General features: G+C 57.1%; 19 protein-coding genes. 9 read left to right on the top strand and 10 right to left on the bottom strand.

All coding sequences use genetic code 11. From position 1 onward, the window contains the following. Nucleotides 1–2: 2 nt before the first annotated feature. Both ACH1XZ_RS13450 and rsmI read right to left on the bottom strand, forming a co-directional pair. Nucleotides 3–845 carry a Fic family protein gene (locus ACH1XZ_RS13450; RefSeq protein ID WP_395596058.1) on the bottom strand — a complete coding sequence of 281 codons (843 nt, stop codon included), beginning with the start codon at nucleotides 843–845 and terminating at the stop codon, nucleotides 3–5. An 81-nt stretch (nucleotides 846–926) separates the two neighbouring features. After that, complete coding sequence (gene rsmI, locus ACH1XZ_RS13455; protein ID WP_035891050.1) at nucleotides 927–1,790, bottom strand: 16S rRNA (cytidine(1402)-2'-O)-methyltransferase; 864 nt, start codon at nucleotides 1,788–1,790, stop codon at nucleotides 927–929. 62 nt (nucleotides 1,791–1,852) lie between these two features. On the opposite strand from rsmI, the gene ACH1XZ_RS13460 reads away from it, so the two are divergent. Genes ACH1XZ_RS13460 through dolP form a run of 4 tightly spaced genes read left to right on the top strand, consistent with a single transcriptional unit; the run spans nucleotide 1,853 to nucleotide 5,485 of the window. After that, nucleotides 1,853–3,946 (top strand): penicillin-binding protein activator, encoded by a 2,094-nt coding sequence (locus ACH1XZ_RS13460; RefSeq protein ID WP_395595971.1) that lies wholly within the window; start codon nucleotides 1,853–1,855, stop codon nucleotides 3,944–3,946. Beyond that, on the top strand, nucleotides 3,904–4,293 hold the full coding sequence (locus tag ACH1XZ_RS13465; RefSeq protein WP_123652337.1) for a YraN family protein: 390 nt from the start codon (nucleotides 3,904–3,906) through the stop codon (nucleotides 4,291–4,293). The genes ACH1XZ_RS13460 and ACH1XZ_RS13465 overlap by 43 nt, the downstream gene beginning before the upstream one ends. A gap of 16 nt (nucleotides 4,294–4,309) precedes the next feature. Further along, nucleotides 4,310–4,900 (top strand): DnaA initiator-associating protein DiaA, encoded by a 591-nt coding sequence (gene diaA / locus ACH1XZ_RS13470; RefSeq protein WP_035891056.1) that lies wholly within the window; start codon nucleotides 4,310–4,312, stop codon nucleotides 4,898–4,900. Between the two features lie 9 nt (nucleotides 4,901–4,909). Beyond that, a complete protein-coding gene (gene dolP / locus ACH1XZ_RS13475; protein ID WP_395595972.1) occupies nucleotides 4,910–5,485 on the top strand; it encodes a division/outer membrane stress-associated lipid-binding lipoprotein in 576 nt (191 codons plus the stop codon). Nucleotides 5,486–5,509: 24 nt separating this feature from the next. On the opposite strand, the gene ACH1XZ_RS13480 is transcribed toward dolP, so the two are convergent. From ACH1XZ_RS13480 to ACH1XZ_RS13500, 5 genes are all read right to left on the bottom strand, one after another. Then, entirely contained in the window at nucleotides 5,510–6,148 is a 639-nt protein-coding gene (locus ACH1XZ_RS13480) for an NAD-dependent epimerase/dehydratase family protein (RefSeq protein ID WP_395595973.1), read from the bottom strand. 112 nt (nucleotides 6,149–6,260) lie between these two features. Further along, a complete protein-coding gene (locus ACH1XZ_RS13485; RefSeq protein ID WP_395595974.1) occupies nucleotides 6,261–9,404 on the bottom strand; it encodes a CusA/CzcA family heavy metal efflux RND transporter in 3,144 nt (1,047 codons plus the stop codon). 10 nt (nucleotides 9,405–9,414) lie between these two features. Beyond that, a complete protein-coding gene (locus ACH1XZ_RS13490; RefSeq protein WP_395595975.1) occupies nucleotides 9,415–10,650 on the bottom strand; it encodes an efflux RND transporter periplasmic adaptor subunit in 1,236 nt (411 codons plus the stop codon). Continuing rightward, the gene (locus ACH1XZ_RS13495; protein ID WP_395595976.1) at nucleotides 10,650–10,994 is read right to left on the bottom strand and encodes a copper-binding protein; all 345 of its coding nucleotides are present in this window, start codon (nucleotides 10,992–10,994) and stop codon (nucleotides 10,650–10,652) included. The genes ACH1XZ_RS13490 and ACH1XZ_RS13495 overlap by 1 nt, the downstream gene beginning before the upstream one ends. A 24-nt stretch (nucleotides 10,995–11,018) precedes the next feature. Beyond that, entirely contained in the window at nucleotides 11,019–12,404 is a 1,386-nt protein-coding gene (locus tag ACH1XZ_RS13500) for a Cu(I)/Ag(I) efflux RND transporter outer membrane protein (protein WP_395595977.1), read from the bottom strand. A gap of 510 nt (nucleotides 12,405–12,914) precedes the next feature. Between ACH1XZ_RS13500 and ACH1XZ_RS13505 the strand changes: the two genes are divergently transcribed. The 3 genes from ACH1XZ_RS13505 to ACH1XZ_RS13515 all read left to right on the top strand — a co-directional run bounded on the left by ACH1XZ_RS13505 (nucleotide 12,915) and on the right by ACH1XZ_RS13515 (nucleotide 16,430). Continuing rightward, on the top strand, nucleotides 12,915–14,201 hold the full coding sequence (locus ACH1XZ_RS13505; protein ID WP_395595978.1) for an ABC transporter substrate-binding protein: 1,287 nt from the start codon (nucleotides 12,915–12,917) through the stop codon (nucleotides 14,199–14,201). Nucleotides 14,202–14,311: 110 nt separating this feature from the next. Beyond that, nucleotides 14,312–14,995 carry a copper/silver response regulator transcription factor gene (locus tag ACH1XZ_RS13510; RefSeq protein ID WP_395595979.1) on the top strand — a complete coding sequence of 228 codons (684 nt, stop codon included), beginning with the start codon at nucleotides 14,312–14,314 and terminating at the stop codon, nucleotides 14,993–14,995. After that, nucleotides 14,985–16,430, top strand: a complete 1,446-nt coding sequence (locus ACH1XZ_RS13515) for a Cu(+)/Ag(+) sensor histidine kinase (protein ID WP_395595980.1) — start codon at nucleotides 14,985–14,987, stop codon at nucleotides 16,428–16,430. The genes ACH1XZ_RS13510 and ACH1XZ_RS13515 overlap by 11 nt, the downstream gene beginning before the upstream one ends. Here the strand turns inward: ACH1XZ_RS13515 and ACH1XZ_RS13520 are convergent. Then, nucleotides 16,427–16,852, bottom strand: a complete 426-nt coding sequence (locus tag ACH1XZ_RS13520; protein ID WP_395595981.1) for a YhbP family protein — start codon at nucleotides 16,850–16,852, stop codon at nucleotides 16,427–16,429. The genes ACH1XZ_RS13515 and ACH1XZ_RS13520 overlap by 4 nt on opposite strands. Before the next feature lie 54 nt (nucleotides 16,853–16,906). Between ACH1XZ_RS13520 and ACH1XZ_RS13525 the strand changes: the two genes are divergently transcribed. Continuing rightward, nucleotides 16,907–17,191, top strand: a complete 285-nt coding sequence (locus tag ACH1XZ_RS13525; RefSeq protein ID WP_035891072.1) for a GIY-YIG nuclease family protein — start codon at nucleotides 16,907–16,909, stop codon at nucleotides 17,189–17,191. Here ACH1XZ_RS13525 and ACH1XZ_RS13530 read toward each other — a convergent pair. Together ACH1XZ_RS13530 and ubiT are read right to left on the bottom strand one after the other, a co-directional pair. Next, nucleotides 17,178–17,681, bottom strand: a complete 504-nt coding sequence (locus tag ACH1XZ_RS13530; RefSeq protein WP_395595982.1) for a GNAT family N-acetyltransferase — start codon at nucleotides 17,679–17,681, stop codon at nucleotides 17,178–17,180. The genes ACH1XZ_RS13525 and ACH1XZ_RS13530 overlap by 14 nt on opposite strands. Next, nucleotides 17,675–18,199 (bottom strand): ubiquinone anaerobic biosynthesis accessory factor UbiT, encoded by a 525-nt coding sequence (gene ubiT, locus ACH1XZ_RS13535; RefSeq protein ID WP_220440894.1) that lies wholly within the window; start codon nucleotides 18,197–18,199, stop codon nucleotides 17,675–17,677. Before ubiT ends, ACH1XZ_RS13530 begins: the two co-directional genes overlap by 7 nt. A 220-nt stretch (nucleotides 18,200–18,419) precedes the next feature. Here ubiT and ubiU point away from each other — a divergent pair, with 220 nt between their 5' ends. Further along, nucleotides 18,420–19,415: a ubiquinone anaerobic biosynthesis protein UbiU gene (gene ubiU, locus ACH1XZ_RS13540; protein WP_395595983.1), complete on the top strand. Its 996-nt coding sequence runs from the start codon at nucleotides 18,420–18,422 to the stop codon at nucleotides 19,413–19,415. Nucleotides 19,416–19,423: the final 8 nt, after the last annotated feature.

The raw sequence follows: 19,423 nt of genomic DNA on the forward strand, positions 1-19,423 counted from the left end.
AACTAACATACCCGCCATATGCCGCCTTTAGTGGCACCAATACGCTGTAGAGCCCCTTTTTGCTGTAATACCTTAAGGTATCGCTCAATCGTTCTCGCTGAAACACCGCACTCCTGGGCCATATTCTTTGCCGAGCTCGCAGGTCGGGCGGATAAAATCTGTAAAATCTGTTTTTCTATTGCCGTGAGATCGCTGATACTTTCTTCCGACATTTCTTCCGACATTTCTTCCGACATTATCGTCGATTTTTCCAAACCTTCTTTCAAAGCAGCAGCGATGTTATCCAGCATAAACGCAATAAACAGCGTGCAATCACTCTGTCGATCGCACTGCCCCAGCACTTGATAATAACGATCTTGTTGGTAATGAATCAGCGTCTCGACAGGCAACCATCCAAGTTCACTTCGCCACTCGCTAAGAATTAGGGTCTGCCACAGGCGCCCCATCCGTCCGTTACCATCGGCAAAAGGGTGAATAAATTCGAACTCGTAGTGGAACACTGCGCTTGCAATTAGCGGATGAATATCAGTTGTTTTCAGCCACTGCAGCAGTTCATCTATCAGGCGTGCAATTTGCGAGGCAGGGGGTGCCATATGGACCAGCTTCTGACCACGATAGACACCGACATCACCTGCACGTGGCTGACCAGGGGCATCAACCAGCCCCGTCATTAAGATCCGATGCGCTTTGAGTAAATCCGATAAACGATGGCTTTTCCATTCCGGCATATGGTCATAAGCCAGAAGGGCATTTCTGACTTCCTGGATATCTTTCGCCGGTGCCAGCACTCGCTTTCCCTCCATCAACGCAGTGACCTGCCCGGCGGTGAGGGAGTTGTGCTCAATGGCCCATTAACTCACCAATCTCAACAACCTGGCTGAGTATTCCTGGACTAATAACAAACGGTGGTTGGTAGGCGCTCACCCTTACTCCCCCTGCTGCTCCAGCGCATACTTATACAGCGCATTCTTCTTCACGCCGTGGATTTCCGCCGCCAGCGCCGCCGCTTTCTTCAGCGGCAGTTCAGCCTGCAACAGCGCCAGAGTGCGCAGCGCATCCGCAGGTAGCTCGTCTTCCTGCGCCTTGTGTCCTTCGACAATCAGCACCATCTCGCCTTTACGGCGGTTTTCATCCTCTTTCACCCACGCCAGCAGTTCACCCACCGGCGCGCCGTGAATGGTTTCCCAGGTTTTGGTCAGCTCACGCGCCAGCACCACGTAGCGGGACTCACCCCAGACGGCGACCATATCTTCCAGGCTGTCGAGCAAACGGTGGGTGGATTCGTAGTAAATCAGCGTGCGCGGCTCGGCTTCGATAGCCTTCAGCGTATCGCGGCGGCCTTTAGATTTGGCTGGCAGGAAGCCTTCGTAGCAGAAACGGTCAGACGGCAGACCAGCGGCGCTCAGGGCGGCGATCGCCGCACACGGGCCCGGCAGCGGCACCACGCGGATACCGGCTTCGCGGCAGGTGCGCACCAGATGGTAGCCAGGGTCGTTGATAAGCGGCGTACCGGCATCGGAAACCAGCGCGATGTTCTGCCCTTCCTTCAGTTTCGCCACCAGCGTTTCGGCTTTTTGTTGCTCATTGTGATCGTGTAAGGCAAACAAACGGGCGTTAATGGCGAAGTGTTGCAGCAATAAACCTGTATGACGGGTGTCTTCAGCCGCAATTAAATCAACAGCTTGCAATACTTCGAGCGCTCGTTGGGTAATATCAGCCAAATTTCCGATAGGAGTAGGTACAATAAAGAGTTGGCCTTGAGAATTATCCGCCGATTCGTGTTGTTTCATTGTTTCGTCCGTATTGCCGATTTAATATTGAGCATTGCGTAAAAAATATTACTGGATACAGAATGGTACCCTCAACATTTTCTCGTATGAAAGCCGCGCGCTGTCTGCCGGTACTCCTGGCAGCGCTGCTGTTTGCAGGCTGTGGCACCCAGGCCCCCGATCAGAGTGCAGCCCAACTTCAGGGCGCGACGCAGGCTGACTCCGGCTTCTATCTGCAGCAGATGCAGCAAAGCTCGAATGATAGCAAGACCAACTGGCAATTACTCGCCATTCGTTCATTACTGAAGGAAGGTAAGAGCCAGCAGGCGCTGGAGCTGTTCAATCAGCTTCCTCAGCAGTTGAACGCTGCCCAGCGTCAGGAACAAGCGCTGCTAGCGGTCGAACTGAAACTGGCGCAGAAAGACTACGCCGGGGCTCAGGCGCTGCTGCAAAAGCTGAAGGCCGATGATTTCGACAATGCGCTGCAGGCGCGCTTCTGGCAGGACACCATCAGCGCCGAGCAGGGTAAACCGTCCCTGACGCTGCTGCGCGCCCTGATTGCCCAGATGCCGCTGCTCACCACTCAGCCGGAAAAACAGCAAAATAGCGATGCCACCTGGCAGGCGCTTTCCTCCATGACCCAGGAACAGGCCAACGCGCTGGTGATCAACGCCGATGAAAATGTGCTGCAAGGCTGGCTCGATCTGCAACGCGTCTGGTTCGATAACCGTAACGATCCCGATATGCTGAAAGCCGGTATTAAAGACTGGCAGACCCGCTATCCGCAGAACCCAGGCGCGAAAGTGCTGCCGTCGCAGTTGGCGAACGTGCAGAACTTTAAGCCCGCGTCGGTCAACAAAATCGCGCTGCTGCTGCCGTTAAACGGCCAGGCCGCGGTATTTGGCCGTACCATCCAACAGGGCTTTGAAGCGGCGAAAAACGGCACTATGCCGGTGAGCGGCAGCGCGGTACCAGAACAGGTCGCGCAGGCTGCCACTACGGCAGTGGTCAGCCCGTCTCAGGCGGAAGTGACCGATCTGACCACGCCACAAAGTCAGGCACCGGTTCAGGCACCAGAAGCTGCACCGGTTCAGGCCGCACAGACCAATAGTGCAGCCGCACCAGCGACTGAGGCACCTGCGGCCGATGCGGCACCAGCTCAAACACCGGCAGTACAGCCCGTCGCGAGCGTGGCGGCAACCCCATCGGCAGAGCTGAAAATCTACGACACCTCTTCCCAGCCGCTGAACCAGATCCTGGCGCAGGCGCAGCAGGATGGCGCCAGCCTGGTGGTTGGCCCGCTGCTGAAAAACAACGTTGAAGAGCTGATGAAGAGCAACACCACGCTTAACGTGCTGGCGCTAAACCAGCCGGAAGCGGTGAGTAACCGCGCGAACATCTGCTACTTCGCGCTGTCGCCGGAAGATGAAGCCCGCGATGCGGCGCGTCATATTCACGATCAGGGCAAACAGTCTCCACTGGTGCTGGTGCCGCGCAACGCCCTCGGCGATCGCGTCACCCAGGCCTTCGCCGACGAGTGGCACAAAATCGGCGGCGGTACGGTCTTACAGCAGAAGTTTGGTTCACTGTCCGAGCTGAAAGGCGGCGTGAACGGCGGTTCCGGTATCTCGCTGTCCGGCACGCCGGTTATCTCCGCGCAGTCCCAGCCGCAGGGCGTCACCATCGGTAATCTGACCATTCCAGCCGCACCGACCGACGCGCAAATCACCGGCAGCAACAAAGTCGACGCCGCCTATATTCTGGCAACGCCTGAAGAGATCGCCTTCATCAAGCCGATGATTGTGATGCGTAATGGCAGCCAGAGCGGTTCTATGCTGTATGCCAGCTCCCGCAGCGCACAAGGCACCGCCGGCCCAGATTTCCGTCTGGAAATGGAAGGCCTGCAGTACAGCGAAATCCCAATGCTTGCCGGCAGCAACCCGGCGCTGATGCAGCAGGCGCTGCGCGCAGTGAACAACGACTATTCACTGGCTCGTTTGTATGCCATGGGCGCGGATGCCTGGGCGCTGGCGAACCACTTTGCGCAGATGCGCGGCGTGCCTGGCTTCGAGCTGAACGGCAACACCGGCGATCTGAGCGCGACACCAGACTGCGTGATTAACAGGAAGTTATCATGGCTCAAATACCAGCAAGGGCAGATAGTCCCCGCCAGTTAACGACAAAACAGGTTGGCGACGCCGCGGAACAGCGTGCGCGTCGCTGGCTTGAAGGCCAGGGACTCGGCTTTATCGCCGCCAACGTGCGTGAGCGTAGCGGCGAGATTGATTTGATTATGCGAGAAGGAACGGTCACGGTTTTCGTGGAAGTTCGTTACCGCGCCTCGGGCGCATTCGGCGGTGCTGCCGCCAGTGTGACCCGGAGCAAACAAAACAAACTGTTACAGACTGCCCGCTTGTGGCTTGCCCGCCATAATGGGAGTTTTGATACTGTGGATTGCCGTTTCGATGTGATAGCCTTCACCGGCAATGAAATCGAATGGTTTTCAAACGCTTTTAGCTCATAGAATGTAAAGGGATATCGTGCTCGAAAGAATCAAAGTGTGCTTCACCGAAAGCATTCAAACCCAAATCGCCGCGGCAGAGGCGCTCCCGGACGCTATCTCCCGAGCTGCGATGACCCTGGTACAGTCGCTGCTGAACGGCAACAAAATTCTCTGTTGTGGTAACGGTTCATCCGCCGCCAACGCACAGCATTTTGCTGCCTGCATGATTAATCGTTATGAAACAGAGCGTCCCGGTTTACCTGCGATTGCACTTAATTCCGATAATGTGGTCTTAACGGCAATAGCGAACGATCGCCTGCATGATGAAATCTATGCCAAGCAGGTGCGCGCGCTGGGCCACGCTGGTGATGTTTTGCTGGCTATTTCAACCCGTGGTAACAGTCGCGACATCGTGAAAGCGGTAGAAGCGGCTGTCACACGTGACATGACCATCGTCGCCCTGACCGGCTATGACGGCGGCGAACTGGCGGGCCTGCTTGGGCAACAGGATGTGGAGATCCGCATTCCGTCGCACCGCAGTGCGCGTATCCAGGAGATGCACATGCTCACGGTAAACTGTCTGTGTGATTTGATTGATAACACCCTTTTCCCACACCAGGACGACTAAGGAGAACAAATGAAGGTAATTTCGACCCTCGCGGTCCTTATTTCCGCACTGCTGCTCCAGGGATGCATTGCAGCCGCCGTTGTTGGCACGGCTGCAGTCGGTACCAAAGCCGCAACTGACCCGCGCACGGTGGGAACTCAGGTGGATGATGGCACGCTGGAAGTTCGCGTAAACAACGCCCTGTCTAAAGATGCACAAATTAAGAAAGACGCACGGATTAACGTCACGGCCTATCAGGGCAAAGTGCTGCTGACCGGTCAGACGCCGGATCTGAGCCTCGCCACTCGGGCGAAACAGATTGCCGTGGGCGTTGATGGAGCAACCGAAGTGTATAACGAAATCCGCCAGGGGCAGCCGATTAGCCTCGGGACGTCGTCTTCGGATACCTGGATTACCACCAAAGTCCGCTCCCAACTGCTGGCGAGCGATCAGGTTAAATCCTCCAACGTGAAGGCAACGACCGAAAACGGTGAAGTGTTCCTGATGGGTCTGGTCACCGACCGTGAAGGTAAAGCCGCGGCCGATATTGCCAGCCGCGTCAGCGGCGTTAAGCGCGTAACCACCGCGTTCACCTTTATTCAGTAAGTCCTTACTACCCGCCCGGCAGGCTCACTGCCGGGCTATTTCCCTGAGCTTACGCGACGACAGCACCGCGACCGGTGCCGTATCAGGGTGTCTGGCCTCTCTCAGTATGGCTTTCGCCACATCCAGTGATTCAATCGCCTTCCAGTTTCCCGGCAGCAGGCTAAACAGCGGTGCCAGCAGGCGCTCGTTCAGGCGCGGCGTACCGCGCTGACCAAGAAGCATTGAAGGCCGCGCGATAACCAGACGCGGCCAGCCCTGGTCTATCAGCGCCGCTTCCATTTCGCCTTTCACGCGATTGTAGAAAAAAGGTGAGCTGGGATTGGCCCCCATTGCGCTGACCACCAGCAACTGCTGAGCGCCTAAGCGCAGGCCGGTCCGGGCGGTTTCCAACACCAGATCGTAGTCGACGTGGCTAAAAGCCGCCTTCGAGCCCGCGTCGCGTATTGTGGTGCCAAGACAGCAGAAAACGGTATCGACAGGCGACGTGACCTTCGCCAACGCCGCGCTAAGGTCGGGGTCGTGTGGGTTGGCGATACCGAAGGCGTGCTCCAGCGGATGGCGGGTAGGCGCGACGATGGATTCCACCTGCGGCTCCCGGCGAAGCAAGTTAAGTAAGTGCCCACCAACAAGGCCGGTGGCACCGGTAATAAGGACGTGGTGCATGAGGGTCTCCGTATTATGGTTCACCGCTTGTCGTTTGTAGGCCTGATAAGCGCAGCGCCATCAGGCAATACGGCGCACATTGCCGGATGGCGGCGTAACCGCCTTATCCGGCCTACAAACTACGCCTGTGCCGATACAACCATATCAATTTATAGGCCGCCGGAATGATAAACAACGACAGCAGCGGCGCGGTGATCATGCCACCAATCATCGGCGCAGCAATGCGGCTCATCACTTCGGAACCAGCCCCGGTTCCCCATAGTATGGGCAATAGCCCGGCAATAATCACGGCCACCGTCATCGCTTTGGGCCGCACGCGCAGCACCGCCCCGTGATATAGCGCTTCGTCCAGCGCCTGTGGGCTAAAGGTATCGGCGTTTTTCAGCCGCGGTTCGGCTTCAATGGCATGACGCAGATACATCAGCATCACCACGCCAAACTCGGCTGCCACCCCCGCCAGAGCGATAAACCCGGTGCCCGTCGCTACCGACATATGGAACCCCTGCCAGTAGAGGAACCAGATGCCGCCGACCAGCGCAAACGGCAGGCTCATCAGGATCAGCAGCGCTTCATCCACCCGACGGAAGGCCAGATAGAGCAGGATGAAGATAATCATCACCGTCATCGGCACCATCAGCTTGAGCTTCTTATTGGCATGCTCCAGCAGTTCAAACTGCCCGGAAAACGCCACGCTGGTGCCCGGCTTCAGCGTTACGCTGCGGCTAATCGCCGTTTGCAGGTCATGCACAACGGAGACCATATCGCGGTCGCGGGCATCGATGTAAATCCAGCTCGCCGGGCGCGCGTTCTCGGTTTTCAGCATCGTCGGGCCAGAAACCACCTTCACCTCCGCGACGTCGCCAAGGGTGATTTGCTGCTTCCCTGGCGTGAGGATCGGCAACTGACGCAGCGCCGTCGGGCCATCGCGGAAGCCCTGCGGATAGCGAATATTGATAGGGTAGCGTGCCACGCCCTCTACCGTTTCCCCCACCGTCGCGCCACCAATAGCCGACGAGACAAACAGCTGCACATCGCCCACCGTCATGCCGTAACGCGCGGCTTTCTCGCGGTTGATATCAACGTCGATATAACGCCCGCCTTCCAGCCGCTCGGCCAGCGCGGAGACCACGCCTGGCACAGTTTTGGCCACCGTTTCAATACGCTGGGCGGCGTCATCAATATCCGCCAGCGACGTACCGGAGACCTTGATACCAATCGGGCTCTTAATCCCGGTGGAGAGCATATCAATACGGTTACGGATCGGCGGCACCCATAGGTTCGCCAGCCCCGGAAGCCGCACGGTGGCGTCCAGCTCGTCGATAATTTTGTCGAGCGTCATTCCCGGCCGCCACTGATCCTGCGGCCTGAGCTGAATAGTGGTTTCAATCATCTCCAGCGGCGCAGAGTCAGTGGCGGTTTCCGCTTTCCCCGATTTTCCGAACACCGACGCCACTTCCGGCACCGTCTTAATCAGCTTATCGGTCTGCTGGAGCAGCACCGCCGCCTGCCCTGGTGAAATCCCCGGCAACGTCGACGGCATATACAGCAGGTCGCCTTCGTTAATTTTCGGCAGAAACTCGCCGCCGACTTTACTGAGCGGCCACACGACGGTGAAGATAGACAGCAGCGCCACCAGCAAGGTGAGCTTCGGCCATTTCAGCACCTTAAGCAGCAGCGGGTGGTAAATCGCCATCAGGAAGCGGTTCAACGGGTTGCGCGATTCCGCCGGGATCTTACCTTTGATCCAAAAGCCCATCAGGATAGGGATCACCACGATTGCCAGCGCCGCCGCCCCGGCCATGGCATAGGTTTTGGTGAACGCCAGCGGGCCAAACAGACGCCCTTCCTGGCCTTCAAGGGTGAAGATCGGGATAAACGACAGCGTGATAATCAGCAGGCTGATAAACAGCGCGGGCCCCACTTCAACCGCCGCGTCGGTAATCTCTTTCCAGCGAGTGGCGTTATCCATCGGCTCGTCAGGATGTGCCTCCTGCCAGTGCTCCAGCCGCTTGTGGGCGTTTTCGATCATCACGATCGCCGCGTCCACCATTGCGCCGACGGCAATCGCAATCCCGCCCAGCGACATGATGTTGGCGTTCAGCCCCTGGAAATGCATCACGATAAAAGCAATGCACAGCCCCAGCGGCAGCGAAACGATCGCCACCAGCGCCGAGCGCACGTGCCAGAGGAACAGCGCGCAGACCACCGCCACCACGATAAACTCTTCAATCAGCTTGGAGCGCAGGTTGTCGATGGCCCGGTCAATCAGCTGGCTGCGGTCGTAGGTGGTCACCACCTCAACCCCTTCCGGCAGGCTTTTTTGCAGCGAGGCGAGCTTCTCTTTCACCGCCGAAATCACTTCACGGGCGTTCTTGCCGGAACGCAGCAGCACCACGCCGCCCGCCACTTCGCCCTCGCCGTTCAGTTCAGCGATGCCGCGGCGCATTTCCGGGCCCACCTGCACCCGCGCCACGTCCTTCAGATAGACCGGCACGCCGTTCGCTTCTGCTTTCAGGACGATATGGTTAAAGTCCTCCAGGCTTTTCAAATAGCCAGTGGCGCGTACCATATATTCCGCTTCGGCCATCTCCACCGATGAACCACCCGCCTCCTGATTCGAGGTGGTCAGCGCCTGCTTCACGTCGCTAAGACTGATGCCGTACTGGGTGAGCTTCATCGGGTCGACCTGCACCTGATACTGCTTCACCACGCCGCCGACGGAAGCCACTTCCGCCACGTTGGGGATGGTTTTCAGCTCATATTTCAGGAACCAGTCCTGGAGTGAGCGCAGTTCGGCAAGGTCGTGCTTGCCGCTTTTGTCCACCAGCGCATATTCAAAGATCCAGCCCACGCCGGTAGCGTCCGGGCCAATCTCGGAGCTCACGCCCTGCGGCAGCTTGCCCTGCACCTGGTTGAGGTACTCCAGCACGCGCGAGCGCGCCCAGTAGAGGTCGGTTCCGTCCTCAAAAATCACGTATACATAGGAGTCACCAAACTGCGAGAAGCCGCGCACCGTTTTCGCGCCCGGCACCGACAGCATGGTGGTGGTGAGCGGATAGGTCACCTGATTCTCGACAATCTGCGGCGCCTGTCCCGGGTAGCTGGTTTTGACGATCACCTGTACGTCAGAGAGGTCCGGCAGGGCATCCACCGGCGTATTGACGATGGTCCAGCCGCCCCAGAGGCTCAAGAACAGCACGCCCATCATCACCAGAAAACGGTTGGCGACCGAGCGCCGGATAATCCATTCAATCATCACCGTCTCCTTAATGCCCGGCGTGGGCGTCAGCGGTATGCCGCATTCTGTCCAGCGCGCCGCTGATATTGGCTTCCGAATCAATCAGGAACAGGCCGTTCAGCACCACCGATTCTCCCTCCGACAGCCCCGCGCCAATGCCGGTCTGATGCTGAGATTCATGCAGCACCTGGATTTTTTTCGGCACGAACTCGCCGTTGCTCGCCACCGTAATCACCCGCTGCTCATCGCCGGTATCAATCACCGCCTGGGACGGAATCAACAGCATCTCCTCGCTTTGCGCGTTCAGCTTCAGGTAGGCATTCATCCCCGGCTTCAGGAGCTCATCCGGGTTGTTGACCTGCAGGCGCACCTGCAACGTGCGCGTGGTCTGATCGACGCTCGGCAAAATAGACCATTTCTGGATCGGGAAGGTTTTATCCGGGTAAGCCGGGATAGACACCGTAAACTGCGTGGTGTCTTTGAGTAGCCAGGCGATCGACTCCGGCACGGCGGCGGTGATCCACACCGGGTCCATGCCCTGAATCTGCGCCACCACGCTGTCCTTGGCGATGTTCATACCGCTTTTCAGGCTAAACGCCGTCAGCACGCCGTCGATAGGCGCGGTGAGGATAAAGCGCGTCTGTACGCGGCGCGTGCTGCGCATCCGTTGGATATCCGCCTCCGGCATACCCGCCAGACGCAGACGTTCCAGCACGCCATCTAACTGGCTTGCCGTGCCGCCTGAGTTCGCCAGCAGCAGGTATTCACTCTGCGCTTCCACCCACGAAGGAATGGTCACCTCAACCAGCGGCGCACCTTTACGCACTTTATCGCCCACCGTCAGCGGAGAGACCTTTTCGATAAACCCTTCGGCGCGCGCCTGAACAATCACAAACTGGTACTCGTTGTAGCTGACGTTCGCGGGAAGGGTCTGGCCGTAGTTAAGGCGGCCCTTGCTGACTTTCTCCGTACGCAGCCCCAGGTTGTGCACCTGAGTCGGGTCGATACGGACGCCGCTCGACTGCGCATCCCCGCCCTCGTCGGCGTATTTCGCCACCAGGTCCATATCCATAAACGGCGATTTACCCGGTTTATCGAAGCGCACGTCGGGCTTCATCGGATCGTACCAGTACAGCACCTTACGCTCGGCCGTTTGAGATTCAGCCTGGGCGCTCGGTGCAATAAAGCGGCTTATGGTGGCCGTCGCCAACCCGCCGATAATCAGGCTACAGGCAATAACGGCGGTATATTTTAAGGTAGCCATCAGATTGACTTAATATCCTGAAGCAGCGAGAGGTTCCCCTGCTGAATGAAGGAGAAATTCACGTGGCTGCCCTCTTTCAACTGATTAATAGCGTCGGTGGGTGCGCTGTAGGTAAAGCGCATGGTCATTGCCGGCCAGCCAATGGCGGGAATTGCCTCATGGGCGATAGTGATTTTTTTCGCCGCTTTATCCACGGACTGCACCACGCCGGTTCCCTGAATAACCGCCTGCTCGGCGTTCATCTCCATCATCTGTCCATGTCCGTCATGCTGCATTTCGGCGGCCTGAACGCTCAACGTCATCGCCATCAACATTCCGCCAACCAGCATCGTTACATTACGCATATCGAGAATCTCCTGAATAAAGGGTTACGCTTTCCAGCCGCCACCCAGTGCGGTGAATAAATTAATTTCGTTAACCTGTTGGGAATAAAGTAAGTCGAGGATCGCCTGCTGCGTGGTGAAGATAGAGCGCTCGGCGTCGAGCACTTCGATATAGCTCACCGCGCCGCTGGCATATAATCCGCGGGCGCGCTGGAGGGTAATTTGCAGCGAGGTTAAATAACGCTGCTGCGCCACCAGTTGGTCTGCAATGCTTTCGCGCAGCGACAACGCATCCGCCACCGCTTTAAAGGCGGCCTGAATTTTTTGCTCGTAGTTCACCACCGCCTGACGCTGCTTGACGTTGGCGAGCGCCAGGTTGGCCTCGTTACGCCCGGCGTTAAAGATAGGCAGCTCCACCTTTGGCACGAAGTTCCACATGCCGCTGGCCGCGTTGAACAGGCTGGAGAGCGATGAACTGCTGCTCGAGATGCCGCTGGTTAACGTTATCGATGGGAAGAAGGCCGCGCGGGCCACGCCGATATTGGCATCCGCGGCGCGTAGCTGATGCTCGGCCTCCATGATATCCGGGCGCTGTAGCAGAATGGTCGACGGCAGGTTGGCCGGTAGCGGCACGGGTTTAACCGCTGCGATATTCTGCGCCCCGTTGTCGAGCGATGTGTTGTAGGTTCCCAGCAGCTGTTGCAACGCATGATTGGCCTGCGCCAGTTCACCTTCCCGCTGGGCGATATCGGCGCGGGTGCTTTCAATCACCCCACGCGCCTGCTCCAGCGCCAGTACGTTGGTGCTGCCGGTGACCAGCTGTTGCTCCACAAACGCATAGGACTGCTGGTAGTTGCTTAGCGTCTCTTTGGCGATCGCCAGTTGTGCGGCTAGCCGCTGCTGGTTGAAGTATCCCTGCGAGACGTTGGTCACCACCACAATCTGTGCCGCACGCTGAGCGGCCTGGCTGGCGAAGAAGTTCTGCCTGTCCGCCTCGCTCATGTTTTTCAGCTTGCCAAAAAAGTCGAGTTCAAAGCTCAGATTCAGGCCCGCGTTATAACTTTTGGTGGTGCCGTTTTTTCCCTGTAGGTCGCCTTCAAAGCTGCCGCCCATCGAACCATCAAGCTGCGGGTAGCGCCCGGCATCGGTCACGTTGAACTGCGCACGCGCGGCTTCAACGTTCAGTACCGCCATGCGCAGGTCACGGTTATTGTGCAGGGCGACGTCAATCAGACGCTTCGCCTGAGGATCAACAAAGAAGGTTTGCCAGCCGGTCTCCTGCCACTGGCCGCCGGTTGGCACCAGCGTACCCTTCGCGAGTGAAAACTGCTGCGGCACCACGTTTTCCGGCGGCTGATAGTCCGGCGCCAGCGAGGTGCATCCAGCCAGAATGAACGCCATCACCAGCGTCAGTTGTTTTACTTTAAACATGTCACGTCCTGTTCAGCCGAATCAAAAGAGGCTGGCTATGCGGTTACTTTACGGAGGTGACTCTGTTTGCAACGTGACGGGTTAATGACAAAGCTGTCATTTAAGCGCGGCGGCGCGTGATCGGTATGGCAAAAAATGAGCCGCAATAGCGCAGAAAAATGATAATGAGTGAAAAAGGGGCTAATTTTTACTGCGATATTCTTCAGCGATCACGCTTTCGTGGAAAAAGCGTTAGCGCGGTCACAGGTTTATTCTTCTGCCAGCGTCCACATCTATTTAGCGAAATACACCAACGGTAATATTTTCATGCAGTTATATTATTTCGAATAAACATCGGCTTATTTTCCTTGTGAACCCAACCACATAATTATCTGATATTTCAGGAATCACATTTTCAAAATATTGTTTCATCCAGGCCCCACTCCTATCATCATTTTCGTTCCTTTTTTCACCAATCCTTACCTCTGTTCAGGGATGGCAAATATCTACCGTAAAAACCGGAGTCAATATATGCAATTCAAAACCAAAGCGCTGGGTTTGGCCCTGTTAATTAGCCTTTCACATAATGCCTTTAGCGAAGAACTGGATGTCTGGATACGCGCCAGCAACGATTCAAAAGTGATTTACCAAAAGCTAGCGGACCAGTTTAAAAAAGAGACCGGGATATCGATTAAATACTTCAATGCGGTGACCGATTTCGACCAGCGTCTGGCGCGGGCAGCCACCGGCAACGCACTGCCGGACGTCGTGTTTAACGATGCGATTATCGTCGGCCAGATGGTGCAGCTCGGTATCGTAGATGAAATTAAGCCGGGAGAGTTAAAGGGCGGTGGCGATGTCTATGAGGCGGCGTGGAAATCTACCCAGTTGCCGGACGGTAAATATTACGGCGTACCGACCTCTGCGCACACCTACGCGCTGTTTATCCGCCAGGACTGGCTGAATAAGCTCAACCTGAAAGCGCCTACCACATGGGAGGAGCTGAAAAACGTGGCGAAGGCGTTTACCCGTGACGACCCGGACGGCAACGGTAAAAACGACACCTATGGCTTTACCATGCCGTTAGCCACCACCCGTGGCTACGCCAGCTCGTTTTCGTCGTCCTACCTGTGGCAGGCGGGCGCTAACTACCTGGTCGCGACTCAGCCGGGGAAATTTAAAGCGGCGCTGGACAGCAAAGAGATGGTGACGGCGATGACGTTTATGCGTGGAATGGTGTGCGAAGGGCTGGCGCAGCCGGGGGCAATTAACCACACCACCGCCGATGCCAACACCTCGTTCCGTTCGGGGCAGACCGGGATGTACTCTTCCGGCCCTTATCACATCGCGCTGTTCGATAAAGATCCCGGCAAAGAGACCTACACCGTTGTGCCACCGCCGGCTGGCCCCGGCGGTGCCATCTCCATGGCGGAAGGCACCACGGCATTCCTGATGAAAACCAGCCAGCGTAAAGCCGCAGCGAAGCGGTTCCTCGAGTTTTTGATCTCGCCAGAGGGGCAGAAGATCGGCATGGCGACCGACAGCGCCTCAATGCCGATCGTCCGTCTGCCGATTAACAAAACGCTGAACATCAAGGATTACCATGACGATCCGCGCTGGGAAGTGTTCGCGGAAACCTATGCCAAAGAGGGGCGCTACATGCCGCAGATCCCAAATTGGATCCCGGTGCGGCAAATCACCGCCGACGGCTTTAATAAGATCTACGCCAACTGCGACGGCGAGATTCCCGCCGTGTTGAAGGAGATCAACGGCAAGGTGAACGAGGAGTTGAAGCGCCAGCATGCGTGGGCAGAGTAGCCCGGACGATTTGACCTTAAATGACAATGCTGTCATTTAAGGTCTCGGTCGTTGCCAACAACGTTCGCTCTATTAGAATGGCTCCATCACGCAGTAGCGACGGAGGGCGAATGAAAATTCTGGTGGTGGAAGACGAGGTCAAAACAGGCGAGTACCTGGCAAAGGGGCTGACGGAGGCGGGCTTTGTGGTGGATCACACCGACAACGGCCTTAACGGTTATCACCTGGCGATGACCGCCGATTACGACCTGATTGTGCTGGATATTATGCTGCCAGACGTCAACGGCTGGGATATCGTTCGCATGCTTCGTGCCGCCAACAAAGGCATGCCAATTCTGTTGCTCACTGCGCTCGGCACCATTGAACACCGGGTAAAAGGGCTTGAGCTGGGCGCCGATGATTATCTGGTGAAACCCTTCGCCTTCGCCGAGCTGCTGGCGCGCGTTCGGACGCTGCTGCGCCGCGGAGCCGCGGTGATCGTGGAAAGTCAGCTACAGGTTGCCGATCTGACCCTCGACCGCGTCTCCCGCAAAGTCACCCGCGGCGACACCCGCATCACACTGACCAGCAAAGAGTTTACGCTGCTGGAGTTCTTTCTGCGCCATCAGGGCGAGGTGCTGCCGCGTTCGCTGATTGCCTCCCAGGTTTGGGACATGAATTTCGATAGCGACACCAACGCCATCGACGTTGCCATCAAGCGCCTGCGCGCCAAAATGGATAACGACTTTACGCCAAAGCTGATTCAAACCGTACGCGGTGTGGGCTACGTGCTTGAGGTTCGCGATGAAGGCTAACCCGCGCCGCCGCCCATTTTCGCTGGCTACCCGCCTGACCTTTTTTATCAGCCTGGCGACCATTATCGCGTTTGCCGCCTTCACCGGGATGATGCTGTATTCGGTAGAAAAACACTTCGCCGAGCAGGATGTGAATGACCTGAAGCAGGTGAACGCGACGCTTAACGCGCAGCTCACCGCGCCAGATACGCCGGAAGCCGAGAAGCTAGCCAACGTCCAGAGCGCACTGGCGGGGTATCGCAATATTGTCGTGCTGCTGAGAAGTGAGGATAACCCGCAGCTTTACCGTTCACCGGCCGGGCCCGATCTTTCGCCGATCTTTGCCTCCCCGCAGTTTTCGCAGGCGCTGAAATCTCAGCGCATGTTCCGCTGGGTTGGCAGCAGTATGCCTGCGATGGCAGGCCATGAAGCCAGCGCCATGCCGACGACGACCTACCGGGTTATCGCCTCAACAATTCAGAGCGATACCCATCGCTACACGCTGCTGACCGCACTGTCGATAGACTTCCATCTGCACTATCTCAAAGAGCTCAAACGCAACCTGATGATGATCGCCGCCGTCATCAGCCTGCTTATCGTGGTGATCGTGCTTTTCGCCGTGCGCAAAGGCCACCAGCCGCTGCGCGACGTCAGCCTGGAGATCAAAAACATCACCTCGGAAAATCTCGACGTGCGGTTGGATCCCACGCGAGTGCCGATCGAACTGGAGCAACTGGTTATCTCGTTTAACCAGATGATCGGCCGGATCGAAGACGTGTTCCGCCGTCAGGCCAACTTCTCCGCGGATATCGCCCATGAAATTCGCACGCCCATCACCAACCTGGTGACCCAGACTGAAATCGCCTTAAGCCATCCGCGCACGGTGAAAGAGCTGGAGGACGTGCTCTATTCCAGCCTCGAAGAGTACAACCGAATGGCAAAAATGGTCAGCGACATGCTGTTTCTGGCGCAGGCGGATGAAAACCTGCTGGTACCGGAGAGCGTACCGCTGGATCTACAAACCGAAACCATAAAGGTGTTTGAGTTCTTCGAAGCCTGGGCGGAAGAGCGCGACGTGGCGCTCCGCTTTGTCGGGCAACCGTCGCTGATTGCCGGCGACCCGCTGATGATCCGCCGGGTGATCAACAACCTGCTCTCCAACGCTATTCGCTACACCCCGCGCGGCATGTCGGTGACCGTGCAGGTCAGCTCGCAGGACGATAAGATTATCTACAGCGTGGAAAATCCGGGGACGCCGATTTCTGAGGAGCATCTGCCGCGCCTGTTCGATCGCTTCTACCGGGTTGATCCTTCCCGGCAGCGCAAAGGGGAGAACAGCGGGATTGGGCTGGCCATTGTGAAATCGATTATCCGCGCCCATCACGGGAAGATTAGCGTGACGTCCGATACCGTCGCCACGCGCTTTATCATTGAATTGCCAACGCTTAAGGCTTAGTCGCGCAGCCAGTGCAGCTTCTTACCGAAGCCGAGGGTGTTATCGGTGAACTTCAGTTCGTCGAGGCGTAGTTCCCAGACCGGCGCATGCAGCATGCGGGCCACGGGAAAGCGTTTGACGTAGAGCGCGCGTTTTTCTTCGGCTTCTTCACCGCTCAGCAGACGAATTTCGCCTTTGAACTGCACGCCGCGAATCAACGCGACGGTCTTTGGCTGGCCGTTGATTGTGCCAGCCACCGGTGCCTGTTGGCCCGTCATCTGGCCGTGGCGGGTGGTCTCTTCGCTTAGCAGGTAAAACGCAACGCGCTGGGGGTCATACACGTAAAACGCATTCGCGCACCACAGCTCGCCTTCCTTCGCCACGCACCAGCTGACAACGTGCTGTTTTGCCAGCCAGCGGCTAATGGCAGTGAGGGTTTCCATCTGTTCTCTCCATTATGCTATGGTGCGTTCACACACATAGACAGGTTGCCGCACGTGCGTTGGTTTCTGTATCTCGTCCGTACCGAGGACGACAAATTGTATACCGGTATCACTACCGACGTTGAACGACGGTTCCACCAGCATCAAAGCGGTAAAGGGGCGAAAGCGCTGCGCGGTAAAGGCGAGCTACGGCTGGCGTTTTCCGGTGAGGTCGGCGAGCACTCGCTGGCGCTGCGCCTCGAGTATCGCATTAAGCAGCTAACGAAGCGCCAGAAAGAGCGCCTCGTTGCTGGTGACGGTTCATTCGAAACGTTACTGAGCAGCCTTAAACACGATTGAAGTGGTCAGAATACTCCACCAACCCGTGCACGCCGTTCAGTGCATCGTCCGCCAGACGATGTACCATAAATGCCTCTTCGGTGCCCGGCCAACGGCAGCGCAGATCGTACTGTGCCGCACGCTCAAAGCCGAATCGACCGTAGAGTTCAGGTTCACCCAGCGTGACCACCGCCGCGTAGCCAAATTCGTTCAGTGAATCCAGCCCTTCATAGACCAGCTGACGCGCCAGCCCCTGGCCGCGGTATTCTTCGTCAACCGCCAGCGGAGCCAGACCCACCCACTGCAGCTCTTCGCCTTCAATGCTGACCGGGCTAAAGGCCACATAGCCCACGACATGACCTTCGTCATCCGTCGCCACCAGCCCGAGGGTGATCAAGCCATCTTCGCGCAGCTCGCGCACCAGGTTGGCTTCACCGTCACGCTTGAAGGTTCGACGCAGCAGCGCGTCGATGCCCGGCGCATCAATTCCAATTTCTACTCGAATCAACATGGCTCACCTACCGATGTATGTTTAGTTTCTGATGGTGATTTTAGGCCAGCCTCAACGAAATCGGCCAGCTGCATCAGCATCATGCGCAGCGCTTTTGGCATCTGCTCAAGCTCAATGGCATCCATCAGGTTTTTGACATAGAGACCCAGCTCCGTGTCCCCTTCAATCACCAGTCGACGCTGGAAGAAGAGCGTATCCGGGTCCTGTTTGCGCGCGGCGATCATTAACAGATCGCTGGCATCCGCGCTAAAGCTCACGTCCGCCTGAGCGGCGTCGCTGACGATTAAGCGCCCGTTCTCAACGGAGGTAAACCAGGTGAGGCCAATATCACGCACCTCAATACTCAGCCAGCGGCCATCGAGAAAATCCAGTTCACCGTCATCCAGCGCCTGGCGGAACTGCCAGCTTAGCACCTGCTGAAGGACCTGCCGTTTAAGCGCGAACGGCGTGAATTTCACCGGAACGCTCATCAGAGTCGGTGCGACATGGACCAGACGTGAACGCAGTTTATCCAACACAAGCTTTACTCCCTGAATGCAATAGTTCCGTTATTTTGCCATATCAGTTAAACGACATAGCGGCGTAAATCAACAATTATGTCGTGAGGCTGAGGGATTATTGGCGTCATCAATACGCTTTTGTCTGCCTCAAATCAAAAATGATTAGCGATAGGTTAACTAAAATCTCCATTCATTAACAATAATGCGCCCCAGCCGGGCCGCAAACTCAGGAAGAATTATGGAGTTGCTCTGCCCTGCCGGAAACCTTCCGGCGCTTAAGGCGGCTATCGAAAACGGTGCCGACGCGGTGTATATCGGGCTGAAAGATGATACTAACGCCCGCCATTTCGCCGGTCTTAACTTCACCGAGAAAAAGCTGCAGGAAGCGGTGAACTTCGTACACCAGCATAAACGTAAGCTGCACATCGCGATTAATACCTTTGCGCACCCGGACGGCTACGTCCGCTGGCAGCGTGCCGTGGATATGGCCGCACAGCTGGGTGCTGACGCCCTCATCCTCGCCGACCTCGCCATGCTTGAGTATGCCGCAGAGCGCTACCCGCATATTGAGCGCCATGTCTCCGTTCAGGCATCAGCCACCAATGAAGAGGCGATTAATTTCTATCATCGCAACTTTGACGTGGCCCGCGTGGTACTGCCGCGCGTACTGTCTATTCACCAGGTGAAGCAGTTGGCCCGCGTTACGCCGGTGCCGCTGGAGGTGTTCGCCTTTGGTAGCCTGTGCATCATGGCCGAAGGCCGCTGCTACCTCTCCTCGTATCTGACCGGTGAGTCGCCAAATACCGTCGGCGCCTGCTCGCCTGCGCGCTACGTTCGTTGGCAGCAAACCCCGCATGGGCTGGAGTCTCGCCTTAACGAAGTGCTGATCGACCGTTATCAGGACGGCGAGAACGCGGGTTATCCAACGCTGTGCAAAGGCCGCTATCTGGTCGACGGCGAGCGATACCATGCGCTGGAAGAGCCCACCAGCCTCAACACACTGGAACTGCTGCCGGAATTACTGGCCGCCAATATCGCTTCGGTGAAAATCGAGGGTCGTCAGCGTAGCCCGGCGTACGTCAGCCAGGTGGCAAAAGTGTGGCGTCAGGCAATCGATCGCTGCATGGCAGACCCGCAGAACTTTGCCCCGCAGGCGGCGTGGATGGAGACGCTCGGCTCAATGTCGGAAGGCACCCAGACCACGCTTGGCGCATATCACCGTAAATGGCAGTAGGAAACGCA

Origin of the sequence: Kluyvera chengduensis, from assembly GCF_044197065.1 — a bacterium.
GTDB lineage: Bacteria > Pseudomonadota > Gammaproteobacteria > Enterobacterales > Enterobacteriaceae > Kluyvera > Kluyvera ascorbata_C.